At 36.2% G+C, this 13,946-nt stretch carries 14 protein-coding genes, 1 pseudogene and 2 riboswitches; of the genes and pseudogenes, 8 read left to right on the top strand and 7 right to left on the bottom strand.

Going from position 1 to position 13,946, the window contains the following annotated elements:
- Positions 1 to 305 (top strand): annotated as a pseudogene (locus tag JCM7501_RS12805) (transketolase C-terminal domain-containing protein); the annotation flags it as partial.
- A gap of 26 nt (positions 306 to 331) precedes the next feature.
- Here JCM7501_RS12805 and JCM7501_RS11455 read toward each other — a convergent pair.
- From JCM7501_RS11455 to JCM7501_RS15305, 7 genes are all read right to left on the bottom strand, one after another.
- Entirely contained in the window at positions 332 to 847 is a 516-nt protein-coding gene (locus JCM7501_RS11455) for a ferredoxin domain-containing protein (RefSeq protein ID WP_028992533.1), read from the bottom strand.
- Between the two features lie 201 nt (positions 848 to 1,048).
- Entirely contained in the window at positions 1,049 to 2,347 is a 1,299-nt protein-coding gene (gene thiC, locus JCM7501_RS11460) for a phosphomethylpyrimidine synthase ThiC (protein WP_028992534.1), read from the bottom strand.
- A gap of 46 nt (positions 2,348 to 2,393) precedes the next feature.
- A riboswitch (TPP riboswitch) is annotated at positions 2,394 to 2,501 on the bottom strand.
- A 245-nt stretch (positions 2,502 to 2,746) separates the two neighbouring features.
- A complete protein-coding gene (locus tag JCM7501_RS15295; RefSeq protein ID WP_256201434.1) occupies positions 2,747 to 3,556 on the bottom strand; it encodes a sensor histidine kinase in 810 nt (269 codons plus the stop codon).
- On the bottom strand, positions 3,517 to 4,917 hold the full coding sequence (locus JCM7501_RS15300; RefSeq protein ID WP_256201435.1) for a PAS domain S-box protein: 1,401 nt from the start codon (positions 4,915 to 4,917) through the stop codon (positions 3,517 to 3,519). The genes JCM7501_RS15295 and JCM7501_RS15300 overlap by 40 nt, the downstream gene beginning before the upstream one ends.
- 166 nt (positions 4,918 to 5,083) lie before the next feature.
- Positions 5,084 to 5,605, bottom strand: coding sequence for a DUF3307 domain-containing protein (locus tag JCM7501_RS16310; RefSeq protein ID WP_054644879.1), 522 nt, complete (start codon positions 5,603 to 5,605; stop codon positions 5,084 to 5,086).
- Positions 5,596 to 5,778 (bottom strand): DUF3307 domain-containing protein, encoded by a 183-nt coding sequence (locus tag JCM7501_RS11475; protein WP_054644880.1) that lies wholly within the window; start codon positions 5,776 to 5,778, stop codon positions 5,596 to 5,598. The genes JCM7501_RS16310 and JCM7501_RS11475 overlap by 10 nt, the downstream gene beginning before the upstream one ends.
- A gap of 425 nt (positions 5,779 to 6,203) precedes the next feature.
- Positions 6,204 to 6,350 carry a hypothetical protein gene (locus JCM7501_RS15305; protein WP_256201436.1) on the bottom strand — a complete coding sequence of 49 codons (147 nt, stop codon included), beginning with the start codon at positions 6,348 to 6,350 and terminating at the stop codon, positions 6,204 to 6,206.
- Between the two features lie 114 nt (positions 6,351 to 6,464).
- A riboswitch (cyclic di-GMP riboswitch) is annotated at positions 6,465 to 6,553 on the bottom strand.
- 292 nt (positions 6,554 to 6,845) lie between these two features.
- On the opposite strand from JCM7501_RS15305, the gene JCM7501_RS15310 reads away from it, so the two are divergent.
- The 7 genes from JCM7501_RS15310 to JCM7501_RS16755 all read left to right on the top strand — a co-directional run bounded on the left by JCM7501_RS15310 (position 6,846) and on the right by JCM7501_RS16755 (position 13,893).
- Positions 6,846 to 7,136, top strand: coding sequence for a double zinc ribbon domain-containing protein (locus JCM7501_RS15310; RefSeq protein WP_256201437.1), 291 nt, complete (start codon positions 6,846 to 6,848; stop codon positions 7,134 to 7,136).
- A 20-nt stretch (positions 7,137 to 7,156) separates the two neighbouring features.
- Positions 7,157 to 9,064, top strand: a complete 1,908-nt coding sequence (locus JCM7501_RS15315) for an adenylate/guanylate cyclase domain-containing protein (RefSeq protein WP_256201442.1) — start codon at positions 7,157 to 7,159, stop codon at positions 9,062 to 9,064.
- Positions 9,064 to 10,359, top strand: coding sequence for a tetratricopeptide repeat protein (locus JCM7501_RS15320; RefSeq protein ID WP_256201438.1), 1,296 nt, complete (start codon positions 9,064 to 9,066; stop codon positions 10,357 to 10,359). The genes JCM7501_RS15315 and JCM7501_RS15320 overlap by 1 nt, the downstream gene beginning before the upstream one ends.
- A 36-nt stretch (positions 10,360 to 10,395) precedes the next feature.
- A complete protein-coding gene (locus tag JCM7501_RS11490) occupies positions 10,396 to 11,517 on the top strand; it encodes a response regulator (RefSeq protein ID WP_028992538.1) in 1,122 nt (373 codons plus the stop codon).
- A gap of 88 nt (positions 11,518 to 11,605) precedes the next feature.
- Complete coding sequence (locus tag JCM7501_RS11495) at positions 11,606 to 12,616, top strand: response regulator (RefSeq protein WP_256201443.1); 1,011 nt, start codon at positions 11,606 to 11,608, stop codon at positions 12,614 to 12,616.
- A 99-nt stretch (positions 12,617 to 12,715) separates the two neighbouring features.
- The gene (locus tag JCM7501_RS16750) at positions 12,716 to 13,165 is read left to right on the top strand and encodes a M20/M25/M40 family metallo-hydrolase (RefSeq protein WP_256201439.1); all 450 of its coding nucleotides are present in this window, start codon (positions 12,716 to 12,718) and stop codon (positions 13,163 to 13,165) included.
- Complete coding sequence (locus JCM7501_RS16755; RefSeq protein ID WP_256201440.1) at positions 13,165 to 13,893, top strand: peptidase dimerization domain-containing protein; 729 nt, start codon at positions 13,165 to 13,167, stop codon at positions 13,891 to 13,893. The genes JCM7501_RS16750 and JCM7501_RS16755 overlap by 1 nt, the downstream gene beginning before the upstream one ends.
- The last annotated feature ends 53 nt before the right edge of the window (positions 13,894 to 13,946 follow it).

Raw genomic sequence — 13,946 nt, forward strand, 5'->3', positions numbered from 1 at the left:
AGCAGACAAACTAAAAGAAGAAGGGATAGAGGCGACGGTGGTCAACATCCACACCATAAAGCGATAGACAAAGATTTAATAGTAGAAGTAGCTAAAAAGACGGGCAAAGTTATAACAGCAGAAGAGCACAGCATAATAGGTGGGCTTGGGTCTGCTGTGGCAGAAGTCTTTCAGAAGAATACCCAGTAAAGGTAAAGAGAATAGGTATAAAAGACCAATTTGGCCAGTCAGGTTCACCTAAAGAACTTTTAAAACATTATGGTTTGACAGCGGAGGATATTGTAAAAGCAGCTATGTCATTTTAAAAAACGCCAGGTTAGTCCTGGCGTTTTTATCTATCGAAGTATATGTTCTTACCTGTCGCAGAAAGAGGAATGCCTATAACAATTTCTCCTTCAATTAATTTTAACCTTCTTGCACTTACACCTATTCTATACATAATTCGATTATCTACATTCAAAATACTGGCGGTTTTAACTGCGGACCCTACTGCTATTCCTAAGTCGATGAGCCTCCATGCACATATGGGACCTGCGAATTCTGTACCTTCTCTAAAATCCCTTAGATTAGTGCAGAGATTATAACCGCAGGCACCGCAATTTAGTCCAACTTTTTCTGGTTTATTTAATGAAATTAAAAGTACTGCACTTGAACTAGCGACGTTTTTTGCGTCTCTGTCAAAATTTTTCTTTCCGGATTCTTCGCCATATTTCATCATATCCTCTTTTAATCTTATGAGGTCTTCACCGGTAATAACTTTTGTTTCTATAAAGTCTTTTCCAGCTGCTTTAGGTGCTGTTCTTGCTGATAATGCCATTAAATGAGCAGCTAATTCAATTACCTCCATAATACTTCCCTCCATATTTTTAAGATGAATACGTTATTTATTATAATTTTGCTATATTTTTTTACTTTTTGCAAGAAAACTTGATAAAATTTTATCAGACAGCTAGAATAATCTGAATCTTATTAAAAATCAAAAAAAGAGAGAGCAATTGCTCACTCACATTTTTTCAAACATTAGGGGGCTATAAATATGGCAATTATATTAACATGTTATAGCTGAAGTTCCAAGGTACTCACTGACAATTTTCATAGCGCAAAATTTTCCGCACATACTGCAAGTTTTGGCTGTAGATATGTTTTTGTTGACGCGATATTTAAAAGCTTTATCAGGATCTATAGAAAGCTTTATTTGCTCATCCCACTCTAAGGCTTTTCTTGCTTTGGTCATAGCCAAATCTTTTTCTCTAGCCCCCTTTATGCCTTTTGCTATATCCGCGGCATGGGCAGCAATTTTTGCTGCAATAACGCCTTCTTTGACATCTTCCTTATCTGGAAGCCCGAGATGTTCAGCGGGTGTAACATAGCAGAGGAAATCAGCACCAGAAGCTGCTGCAATTGCTCCTCCGATTGCTGAAGTTATGTGGTCATAACCAGGAGCTATATCAGTCACAATAGGGCCAAGCACATAAAAAGGAGCATTATGACAAAGCTGTTTTTGAAGTTTTACATTTGCTTCAATTTGGTCAATTGGCACATGTCCAGGTCCCTCTACCATAACTTGGACTCCTGCTTCGCGAGACCTTTTGACAAGCTCACCAAGGATTATAAGTTCTTGAATTTGTGCTGCGTCTGTAGCATCTTCAAGACAACCTGGACGTAGTCCATCACCTAAGCTTAGAGTTATGTCATATTTTTTAGCAATATCAAGGAGCCTATCAAAATGTTTGTACAAAGGATTTTCTTTGTCGTTATGGAGCATCCAAGCAATTGTAAAGGAGCCACCGCGGCTTACTACATCCATCACTCGGCCGTTGTCTTTAAGCTTTTTCAATGATTCAGATGTTAGACCACAGTGGACTGTAATAAAGTCAACTCCGTCTTTTGCTTGTTCTTCTATAACTTCAAAAATAAATTCTTCAGGCATAGCTACAATGCTGCCGTATTTGGTTATAGATTCTACAGCTGCTTGATACATGGGGACAGTACCTACAGGGACAGGGGAATTTTCAAGTATTTTTCTACGTGATTGGTTAATGTCGCCCCCTGTGCTTAAATCCATTACCGCATCTGCTCCAGCTTTTAAAGCTACTTTTAACTTTTCAATTTCTTTTTCAATTTCAGGGTAGGCATCAGATGTTCCAATATTAGCATTTACTTTTGTCATTAAACCTTTTCCTATGCCTTTGGGAATAAGATTTTTGTGATTGACATTTGAGGGTATGACTATCTCGCCTTTTTTAACTCCTTCTAAAATAAATTCTTCGTCAAGTCCTTCATACTCTGCAACTATTTTCATCTCTTTTGTAACAATACCTGAAAGGGCGTATTCCAATTGTGTCATAATAAAAACCTCCTTAAAAAAATAAATAAACCATGGGGATTATAGCCATGGTGGATGACCACATCCCTACGCAGGTACTAACCTAACAGGTTCGATGGGTTAAAAGGCAACACCTTTTTCTCAGCCGGTTACGCCGGCACCCCATGTGGCAAATATTAAATTAATCAATAGGGTATAAAATATTACATTACTATTATACCACTAAAAAAATCGGTGTATATTAAAATTTTAATAAAAGTTTTACGGTTATTAGTAAACTTTTTTGTACAATTTCGAGACTCACGCTTTTTATATTAAAGTACATGCCCATGTGTCTAAGTTTAGAGTGGAAAAAGGGAGTTTCAAGCTAAAATAAGGGCTCTCACCTTCATAGGTGAGAGCAATTTATAAAATTTTCTTTTAATCTTTCATTATAGAATCTTTTTCAATTCTTTTAATAGGAAGTTTAATGACAAATTTGGCGCCTTCACCGTATTTGCTCTCAACTAAGATTTCGCCATTGTGTTTTTTTACAATTATATCATATGTGATGCTTAATCCCAATCCTGTCCCTTCTCCGATAGGCTTTGTTGTATAAAAAGGTTCAAAAATTCTGTTCAGGTTTTTCTCTTCGATCCCTATGCCGTTATCTTTGACTTCTAAATATACATAATTTTCATCATTATAAGTTCTTATTTCGATGATTCCTCCGCTGTCAATACCTTTCATTCTGATAGCTTGAGCGGCATTCATAATTATATTTAATATAGCTTGATTTATTTCCCCTCCTATTGCTGGTATTAAAGGGATATTGCCAAGGTCTTCACGAATATTTATGTCATGTTTCAGATTACTTTTTGCTATAAGTAAAGTAGTTCGTATTCCTTCATTCAGGTCATATTCCTCGAAATTGTTCAATTGGTCAATATGGGAGAAGGACCTTAAAGCATTTACTATATTTTTCACCCGTTCAAGCCCGATGTTTGTATCATGGAATAATTCGGACAAGTCTTCTAATATAAAGTCCATTTTGTTTTTTTTCTCAAAATTTTTAATATGTTCGATTTTCAGTTTCGCTTCTTCAAAGTTTAAGCTTTGATAGGCAGATATGAAATCTTTATAATATAGTAAAGTTTCTTTTAGTACGTTTGCATATTTTTGCAATACTTCAAAATTACTCATAATGAATCCTAGTGGGTTATTGATCTCATGAGCAACTCCTGCAGCCAATTGCCGATTCCAGCCATCTTTTCCTGTTGTATCAATTGTGTCTGAGTTTCGTTTAACTTTTTTATTGTTTCCTGCAACTCCCTATTTTTTTCTTCAAGTTTTTGAGCGAGTAACTTCTTTTCGGTGACATCTTCCTTGACAGCAATAAAATACTTTATAGAACCGTTTTCATCTTTTAATGGTGATACAAGAGTCGAATCCCAGTAGAACACTCCATTTTTTTTCTTATTGTAGAATTCTCCACTCCATTCTTTACCCGACAATATTGTATTCCAAAAGTTGTAATAGAACTCTTTTGTGTGTTTTCCTGATTTTAAAATGTTAAGATTTTTACCTATGACTTCCTTGTAAGTATAGCCTGTCACTTCAGTAAATTTGGGATTTACATATTGAATGGTTCCATTTATGTCCGTAATTACGACCGAGACAGGGCTGTGTTCAACGGCGCTCAACAGTTTGTGTATTTCTTCGTCTGCCAGCCTTCGTTTGGTAATTTCTTCGCAAATCGTTTGTCTGTATTGTTCCAAAAGGGTTTCCATATTTTTGTAGAGTATGCTGTTTTCTATGGCTACTGCAGCTTGGCCCGCCAATGAGTGAATAATCATTTCATCATTGAGGCTAAATGGGATAATGATATTGCCCTGCTTTTTATTGATCAACTGAATTACTCCCAATACCCTGTCTTGGTGGTCCTTCATAGGTATTGTAAGAATTGATTTAGTCGTGTAGCCCGTGAGATTATCAAATTTTCTGTCAAATTGATAATCAGCGCCTTCTGGTATGCAGTAAGCGTTATCAATTCGAAGGGGCTCTCCGGATATTACGGCGTAGCCAACAATGCTGTTTTTTGAAATCGGAAATGTCATTGATTCCAAATTTAGTTTTATGCTGTTGTTCTTAGCTATTATGAATTTTAGCATTTTGTTTTTAGCGTTTTTATCATAATAGGACCACTCACCGCTATCGCTGTCTATAATGGCATATATGGTCACGGCATCTGATGAGGTTATGTCCATACAGGTCTCAATGATTAATTCCAGCAATGTCATGAGGTCTTTTTCAGATGATAGTTTTTTTCCAATATCATAAAACCTCTTTATTTCATCTTGAAAAGAGAGGAGTTGAGCCTTGCGGTTCAATTCACGTTCCAATCTTATTAAAAAATTACTTATTTTGTATATATCGTTACATTCCAATTCATCGTATATGAAGGACCTTTTCTCATAGGTACTTACATATTCTTCAAACAGTACTATGCAGAAGTTGTTCTCGAGTTCAAGTATAGAGGATAAACTGTCGGTTATTTTGTCCAACAGCATATTGTCTATAAAAATGACATTAATAGTCTTTTCGTTAGACATCAGTTCTTTTTGCAGCTCTGATACATCTGACAATACCAGTGTGTTTTCATAGTTTTGTTCGATTATAGTGAGAAAATTTCTATATTTTTCGGCAGATTCGATACAACTAGCGTTCTAAAGGTATTCACAACTTACTGCACCCCACTTCCGTTTGGAATTGTGTGTTTTATAAATAATTTATAATAAAAGCTGCTCCTGGTATAAGAAAATCCATTAAAAGCCCAGTATAAAAATAAGCTGGAGTAATTAAAGGATGCCAGTATCTATAATAATATACAGTTTTGGCTGCAAGAATTACCAAAATAATTAACAGTAATGGTTTCCCAAAATACAAGGAAGAATAAAGTGAGGAAAATATAGAGAGCCTTGTTATGATGCCTGCAACTTTTTCATTTCCAATTATAAAAAAACTTTCATTAGAGGGAGGAAACATTAATCTGAGTATGTATTGAATCAGTATAGATGCAGCAGATGTTACTAAAACAAGAGTGATCAGAAGGCCGGGCAACTCCTTAACAACAGGAAAATAGAAAGGCTCTCCTTTGTAAAAAGTTGAGATTAACCAGATAATTAAAAGGTGTAAAGACTGGTCTGCCACAAAATAAAATAAAGAATGTAAGGGACTTTTGCAAGGCAGTTTAAATTTATAAAAATCAATGATAAAATGAAGAACACCGTTTATAAGCACCAACCCATGATGAGAGTGCCAAAAGGAATCGCAAAAACGAGCATACAAATTGTTACAATGAAAGCATGGTAGAGATTCCATTTCCAATTTTTAGCTTTATTTTCTGCAATGGTATCTGTCTGAAAAGTGAGGTCTCCCAGCAAATGGCCTAATAGCAAATAATCGAAGCACATAGTCACACCTCATATTTATTTCCTGAATAAAGGCTTAAATGGTATATCTATTTATTCGTTTCTAAACAAGTAGTATCAATAGAAAAATAGAAGGAGGTAGGCCACCTCCCGTGTTATTATTACTTAGTACCTGGCAAAGCAAAATCTGGAGAAATGTTCAACAGTAAAATGCTTGTGTTTGTAATTTACGTAGATGTTTTCACCTTTTGCTACATCATACAGCAATCCTTTGTAATCATCTACTCTAATATGTACCTTCTTGATGAAATGTGGTATGTCCGGTGAAAATTCGATATATCCTTTTCCATTTTCAGCATAGATTTTCACCTCAAAGGTTACTGGAAGTTTATCAGCTTCAAGGCAATCCTTCTTAAATTCAACTTCTATAAAACCTATCTGATATCTACCGCCGTCCTGGGTAACCGTTATGGTATCTTTATAACTACAGGTTCTTCAGCTGCAACAACGGATTGATTTGTAATTACAGCTTCGGATTTTTCAGCAGCAACAACATGTGAACTTGTAAATAAAAGCGCAAACACCAACGCTAATAACAGTACTCTTTTTTTCATGGATTTCACCTCCTTCTTTAAAATTGTTTTTGTGTTGAATAATAAATAAGGCACCTATGGGTAATCCCCAGGCGCCTATTTTTGCAGCAGCACAATAAACTGCAATTATAATGTTTCGGCAGCCTGGCGATCATAGGAATATTCATTCCCTTAGACCCATGGCTTTGCGACCTTACCTTTCGATAAGTGTGCCCTTATCGACATTGTATTATTAAATTTTTGTTATTTATGAAATAACACGAAAATAGTTATTTGTCAAGATTAAGAAAAAAAAAAACAAAAAAAAAAACTGTTTTTTCTTCTAATATATTCATTTTATCTTTCTTTCCACACTGAAAAATTTCGGAAATTCTGCTATAATGCTGTTGGTTATTATCTTTCTCCTCATGGTATTGTTTTTTTACCTGTGTAAGCTGATTTAATATATGTTATAATTAAATTAAACGGTGTAAAGTTTGAGGGCATGACGAGACAAGAAAAACGGGGGTATATTATATGATATGTTTTAATTGCGGATACAAATTACCCAGTTCTGATAGTAAAGAATGTAGCTTATGCGGCATGAAATTTCCTTTGAAATGCAAAGTGTGTGGCTCTCCGAACCCAATGATGGCAAAGTTCTGTTTCAACTGCGGTGCAAAAATTGGCAGTCAAGGCGAACGGAGCTCCATACAAAATTTTGATATACTGCCAGAGAGTAGAAAGAATGTAGCGGTTTTGTTTGCAGATGTATCGGGCTTTACAGCACTATCTGAAAAAATGGACCTGAAGAGGTTCGCGGAATAATTAATGATTGTTTTGATTATATCACAAAACCTGTTTATGAGCTGGAAGGCACTATAGACAAATACATAGGAGATGCTGTAATGGTCCTTTTCGGTGCCAAGTATCCTCATGCCGACGATCCCATAAGGGCTGTGGTATGTGCAATGAAAATGATGGAACTTATAAATAAGTTTTCGAAAGAAGTGCTTCACGACAAGGGAGTGAACCTCAGCCTGTCGATTGGAGTAAACTACGGCCTTGCGGTCACAGGAAGCGTAGGCAACTATTTTGACAAAGATTATACGGTAATTGGTGATACTGTAAATACGGCCCAGAGGCTCCAGTCCAGTGCAGCGAGGGGAGAAATCCTTGTCTCCCAATCGGTTTATGAAGCCACAAAAGATGTGATCAACTATTCGGATCCAAGGGAGATTGTGGTCAAAAACAAAGAGAAACCTGTAAAATGCTATGTTCCTATTGGTATTGCAAAAGATTACGGTAAAGATGATATTCAGCTTGTAGAGCGGGACCATGAAATAAATTTGCTCAATACCATTTTTAGAGATGCTGAAAGTTCTAAGGTTATATTCGTTTTAGGCGAGGTGGGTATTGGTAAGACAAGCCTTATAAAAAAGTTCACATCAGATTTAAATAATAATATAAAAAAGATATGGATAAATAGTGACCCCACCTACCAGAGAAAAGCATACCATTTGATTTCCAACATTTTATACAATGTGATCGATGTCAATCTGGAAACCGATAATAATACAAAAAAAGCCAGACTTATGTCTTACGTAGGTTATATTTTGAAGGGCCGTAGCAAAGATGAAGTTCAGAGGAACTATGATTTTTTAGCCTTTGTTATGGGTTTGGACAGAAGCAAGGATTTTCAGGATATATTGAATTCTATGGAATACCATGATATAAAAAGAGAATTAATAAACCAGCTTTCTATATTTATAAAAGGTCTTTGCATGAATCAGCAAGTTGTTTTTATAGTAGATGACATACAATTTGCAGATTCCGTGTCTGTTGACATATTGGTAGAACTGATAAAACTACTGCCTGATATAAAAACCACCTTCATTTTCACCTCCACTTATGAAATAGAAGCGTTTAATACTATAAGTCCCGATAGAATTTATACCTTGAAACTTAAAAAACTAAGCAAAGAAGGGGTCAGCTTTCAAATATGCCAGTTACTTGGCTGCAAAAATATTGATGGAGGCTTAAACGATGAGATATATCAGCTTACGAACGGCAATCCGCTATATGTAAGGGAGTTTGTTAATGCTGTCAAAAGGGAAGGAAAATTTGTAATCAAGAATAATACCGTTTACTTTAACTTGCAGGGAGTAATTTCACTGCCACGTAATTTGGAAAGCATTATTTTATCAAACCTTTCGGGGCTGGATGAAGCGACCACAAGGTTTCTGGAGGCTGCTTCGGTAATAGGAAAGGAATTTAACTTATCCTGGGTAAGAAGTTTGCTGGATGTTGATGAGGATGAAATGGAAAGACTGATAAAACTTCCAGTTCAATTGAATATAATTTCTCCGAAATCTGTTCGAATTACTTCGGGAGCAGTTGAGAGGGTCTACATGTTTGAAATAGATACGGCCAGAGAGGTTATATACAACAGCATCCTGAACAGAAATAAACAGTACTACCATAGAAAGCTGGGAGAAATGATAGAGTCGAGGTATAGAGGGGAACTGGAATACTTTTATGAAATCCTCTGTATGCATTTTGAAGCGGCAGGATTAAATAAGAAGGCGGAGGAGTACTATCGAAAAACTGCCGAGAAGTATAAAAGAGACTTTAATTACGACAGCGCCCTGGAATACTACGACAGGTATCTTCAGGCGATAAAGAATGAAGCGATGAGCCGAGCGATTCAAAGGCTTTACATGCATATATGGATATCGGAGAGATATACTTTTTAATGGCCGAGTATGACAGGGCTCTGGAATATTTAAATTTAGCCTTAAAGATCGCTGAAATGGCGGATGATATTTATTCAATAAAGCTTATGATTGCGAAAGTTTACGAAGAAAAGGACCAATATAATGAAGCGCTAAAAATAATTGAAGAAATTGAACAAAGGATAAGGCGGAACAGCAGCCTATACGGCAAACTGCTTCAGCAGAAGTGTAGCATTTTTCAAAAGCAAGGAAATCCAAAAGCTTTGGAAATAGCGGAGAAATCTGAAGAAATTCTGCTCAGGAACAAAGACTATGAAACTCTTGCAGAGACTCTTAACCTGGCCGGGATATTGTATTACACCAGAGGAGACATGGAAAATGCTCTTTTTTATCTGAATAGAGCCTATAATTACGCTGAGAAAATAAATAATTTTAGAATAATGGCCAATGAATCCATCAATCTGGGGATTGTTTTTTATACAATGGGAATGATATCAAAAGCTCAGGAATATTTTAACAAGTCCATTGAGCTTTCAAAAAAGATATCAAACCTTGCAAATTATATATCCAGCAGTATTAATTTAGGGATACTATACTTAGAAAAAGGATTATTTAGAAGGGCTGAGCAACTATTTATGGAGTCTATGGAAAAAGCATATCAAATATCATCAATGTATAAATTGTGTGTTGCTCAGTTGAATATGGGAGATTTGATGTATGAAATTGGAGATTTTGCTAAAGCCTTCGAGTATTATAACAAATCTCTGGAGATAGCGGAAAGCCAAGGACTGCCGGTTGAAGCGGCAATCAACTATTTAGGTATCGCAAGACTGAATTTAAAACTTGGAAACTACGAAAAGGTTCCAGGTATGCTGGAAAACGCATATAAGATATTTACAGATGCTGAAGAAATATCCTATATTAGCGATTACTATAGATACCGCAGTATATACGAACTGCAAAGCAATAATCTGGATACTGCTTTGGAATATTGTAATAAGTCTATATCTGCAGCGATGGAATCTAAGAACGATATGAAGAAACTAAAAGCGTTGCGCCTTAAAGGCATCATATTGGCGAATATGGGAGACTATGCTGAAGCTTTACAAATGTATGAAGAATCCATACAACTTGCTTTACAGTTAGAGTCTGACTATGAGGCGGCCAAAGGTTTTTACAGAAGGCATTCACTTTTTTACGTTTTGAAACGGTATGAAGAAGCGAGACAGGATCTGGAAGAGGCGAGAAAAGCAATAGGCAGGATTGACAAATGCAGATGGACACAAATCATCCAGCAAAGTAACTATCCTAATTGATGGATGTTGTAGATTTGCTTTTGGGTGGGGTATAGAATGAGTAAGACGTTATTGTTTGTAGATGATGAGAAGCAAATATTAAAAGCAATTAGAAGATTATACCTTGATAGTGATTATTATGTTTATACAGCAGATAGCGGAGATGAAGCGCTTAAAATATTGGATAATACAAAAGTTGACGTAATAGTGGTCGATATGAAGATGCCTACAATGGATGGGTATGAACTGTTGAAAAGAGTGAAACAAAAGCATCCTTCTACTATAAGGCTCATTTTGAGCGGCTACGCGGAGGAAAAACTGTTTAATGACGCTTTACAGAATAATTTAGCAAAATTATACATGTTTAAGCCTTGGGACAATGAGAATTTTATTCGGACAATCGAACAGGTAATAGGGGCAAGAGAGATACTCAATAGTGAGGAAACGCTGAAAGGTATAAGCTCAATCATTGATACTTTAAGAGAAAAAGGTCTTTATGAGGGTTTAAGTTTTGCGCTAGAACAAGTAAGTGATACTCAAAAAGCACTAAAAAAAGTAGCTGAAGACAAAAGGCTGGAAAGGGATACATTAGATATTGTGAATTCTTCTTTTTGGGAAGCACAGGTTGGCTCAATAGAGGAAGCCACCGGTCGCTTAGGTGAGTTTAATATAAAGAATATTATTTTAGCTGCCGTAATGTTTGGATATATCAACAAAATTAACCCGAGCGTAAACAAAGAGCTTTTGATTAAGCATGCAACGCTTACTAACAGGATAACGGATTTAATTTATAGGCGCCTGTTAAAGAAAGATTTAAGCGATATATATTTAATTGCAGGATTGCTTCATGATATTGGAAGATATGCTGTTTTGTCTATATTTACAGATGATAATGATGAAGTGAAAGCAAATATGCAGACCTTACACCAAAAAATCGGAGGGTATATATTAGACCATCTTGACTTTACATATCCTGTTATAGAATCGGCACTATTTCACCATTCTCCATCAGACAGTAGGGTGATATACAGGGAAATAGTGTCTGTGGTACATATTGCGGACTATTATGCAGGAAGATATTTAGGGGAAAATTTAGAAATTGATTTAGACGCAGGTGCATTTGATTTTCTTGGCCTCTGCAAGGAAGACTGCGATAAAGTAGTTGACGAAATTCATTAAGGTATTTAATGCCGCTGGGAAACTGCAATTTTTCTTAAAAATACAGTGTTGGAGGGAGCTATATATGAAGGGCAATTCAGTTTTGTTTGTGGATGATGACAAAGAGATACTCAATTCACTAAAGAGGGGACTTATTGACGAGGATTATACATCATTTTTTGCTATGAGTGCAGAGGAAGCCCTTGCAATAATGGAAGAAAATGAAATAAGTGTCATAGTTACGGATATGAGAATGCCCGGAATGGATGGTCTGCAGCTTTTAAAAATTGTCAAGGAAAAATACCCAAAGACAGTTAAAATTGTATTGTCGGGTTATACCCAGCTGCCTCAGATATTGGCTGCAATAAACCAAGTCGATATTTTCAAATTTATTACAAAACCGTGGAAATTGGAGGAAGAATTTAAAGTTATAATAAGACAGGCAATAGAATATTACAATCTTGAGCGGGAAAAGGAGATGCTTAAGGAAGCGCTTGAAAAAAGAAATATATTATATCAGAATATCCTGAAATCAACAAATGAAAAGCTTAAGCAAAATAAAATGGATTTAGATAGTATAAGGGAGATAAGCAAATTTGTATTTGCTATTCTAAAACAAAAAAGCAGAGTGGTCGGTAATTCCGATATATTGGATGCAATTCAAGTAATTGAGGATTTGTACCTCGAATACCTGAAAACATTACCGACAAGCATTGTGGATTTTGAACCGAAAAAACTTGAAGCAGATTTAAAAAACTGGTTGCATAACAGGAAACTGAATGATTGGATAAATGTCAAAGTAAGCGATGATAGTTCTGCTAGGCCTAGAGGAAACTATATACTGATATTTTATATTGTGTCTTCATTAGTCAAGTATTTACTACAATATGTCAAAGAAACCGTTTTGGACTTGTCTATCAATTTAGAGCATAGCATTCTAATCATTATAATATCGGTTAACAAAAAAGGTCATAATCTTAAAACTGATTATAGGAGTGTTTTGACTGAAAGCGAATTCTTATCATTTTTGAATGCTGTTTGTCAGACAATAGACTGTAGTATGTTCATACAAGATCTTGATGAAAGCTTTTTTTATAGGGCTGAAATACCGTTCCAATAACTATGAAAAGGGCCATATCGATGTATAAAGATAATTTTGAAAAACTGCGTAAGGATCATATGAATAAAATTTTTTTAGATTAGGAGAGTGGCTACAGATATGGAAGGATTGAAAGAGAAAGTCATTTCTTTTATCGAGAGGATTAAGGAGGAAATTTTTGAAGTCGCCGATAAGATATATAAAAATCCAGAGCTTGGAAATCAAGAATTTAAAGCTTCAAAACTGTTGAGGGAAAAAATAAGTGCTTATGGTTTTTTAGTAAATGAAGTCGAAGGACTGCCAACTGCTTTTTTAGCAAGAAAAAAAGGCCAAAAACCCGGTCCCAAAATAGCCTTTCTAGCTGAGTATGATGCTCTTCCGAAAATAGGTCATGCTTGTGGACATAACCTTATTGCAGCTGCAAGTTTCGGAGCCGCGGTGGCTTTAGGAGCGTTGGCTGAAGAGCTTTCCGGCGAAGTGATACTAGTAGGATCTCCTGCAGAAGAAACCGATGGTGCGAAGGTGCTATTGGTAGAAAGAGGTATTTTCAATGATATGGACGCGGCATGATGGTACATCCTGGCAATAGGACTACTATATATACAACTTCTCTTGCCATGGAAGCCCTGGAGTTTACATACACAGGTAAAGCAGCCCATGCTGCCGCCTCACCTCACCTGGGCATAAACGCTCTGGATGCGGTCATCCTTCTTTTTAACGGCATCAATGCCTTAAGGCAGCAACTGAGACCTGATGCGAGAATCCATGGAATAATTGTCGAAGGGGGTCATACTCCCAATATCATTCCCGAAAGAGCTGTTGCCCGCTTTTACGTGAGGGCGAAGGAAAAAAAATATATGCTTGAAGTAAAGGAGAAAGTTATAGCCTGTGCCAAGGGTGCTGAGTTGTCAACTGGAGCAAAGCTTTCATATAGAAATTTTGAACTTGGTTTTGACAACCTAGTAACTAATAAAACTATGGCTGAGGTATTTAAAGCTAATTTAAAAGAATTGGGCTATCACGATATAAGTGACGAAGAAGAAGGCATCGGTTCAACGGACATGGGAAATGTAAGCCAAGTCGTGCCCGCTATCCATCCCCACATAGCCATAGCTGAAAAGGACGTAGTACCTCATAGCCTGGAATTTTTGAAAGCCGCAGGTTCGACGAGAGGTAAAGAGACAGCCGTACTTTCAGCCAAAGTTCTGGCTATGACTGCGCTAGATATAATGACAAGAGAGGAATTACTAAAAAAGATAAAAGAAGAGTTTGAAGAAACCGTCTTGCGACACAAATAGGAAAATGCTTAGGAAGAGAGGTATATTAAAATTTTGAAAAAATTTAATATGAA

The organism is Thermoanaerobacter thermocopriae JCM 7501 (genome assembly GCF_001310975.1).
In the GTDB taxonomy this organism is placed as follows: domain Bacteria; phylum Bacillota; class Thermoanaerobacteria; order Thermoanaerobacterales; family Thermoanaerobacteraceae; genus Thermoanaerobacter; species Thermoanaerobacter thermocopriae.

Coding starts and splice junctions, on each gene's coding strand:
- JCM7501_RS11455 (WP_028992533.1), bottom strand. CDS start 847: ATGGAGGTAATTGAATTAGCTGCTCATTTAATGGCATTATCAGCAAGA.
- thiC (WP_028992534.1), bottom strand. CDS start 2,347: ATGACACAATTGGAATACGCCCTTTCAGGTATTGTTACAAAAGAGATG.
- JCM7501_RS15300 (WP_256201435.1), bottom strand. CDS start 4,917: ATGTCTAACGAAAAGACTATTAATGTCATTTTTATAGACAATATGCTG.
- JCM7501_RS11475 (WP_054644880.1), bottom strand. CDS start 5,778: ATGTGCTTCGATTATTTGCTATTAGGCCATTTGCTGGGAGACCTCACT.
- JCM7501_RS15305 (WP_256201436.1), bottom strand. CDS start 6,350: ATGAAAAAAAGAGTACTGTTATTAGCGTTGGTGTTTGCGCTTTTATTT.
- JCM7501_RS15310 (WP_256201437.1), top strand. CDS start 6,846: ATGATATGTTTTAATTGCGGATACAAATTACCCAGTTCTGATAGTAAA.
- JCM7501_RS15320 (WP_256201438.1), top strand. CDS start 9,064: ATGGCCGAGTATGACAGGGCTCTGGAATATTTAAATTTAGCCTTAAAG.
- JCM7501_RS11490 (WP_028992538.1), top strand. CDS start 10,396: ATGAGTAAGACGTTATTGTTTGTAGATGATGAGAAGCAAATATTAAAA.
- JCM7501_RS16750 (WP_256201439.1), top strand. CDS start 12,716: ATGGAAGGATTGAAAGAGAAAGTCATTTCTTTTATCGAGAGGATTAAG.
- JCM7501_RS16755 (WP_256201440.1), top strand. CDS start 13,165: ATGGTACATCCTGGCAATAGGACTACTATATATACAACTTCTCTTGCC.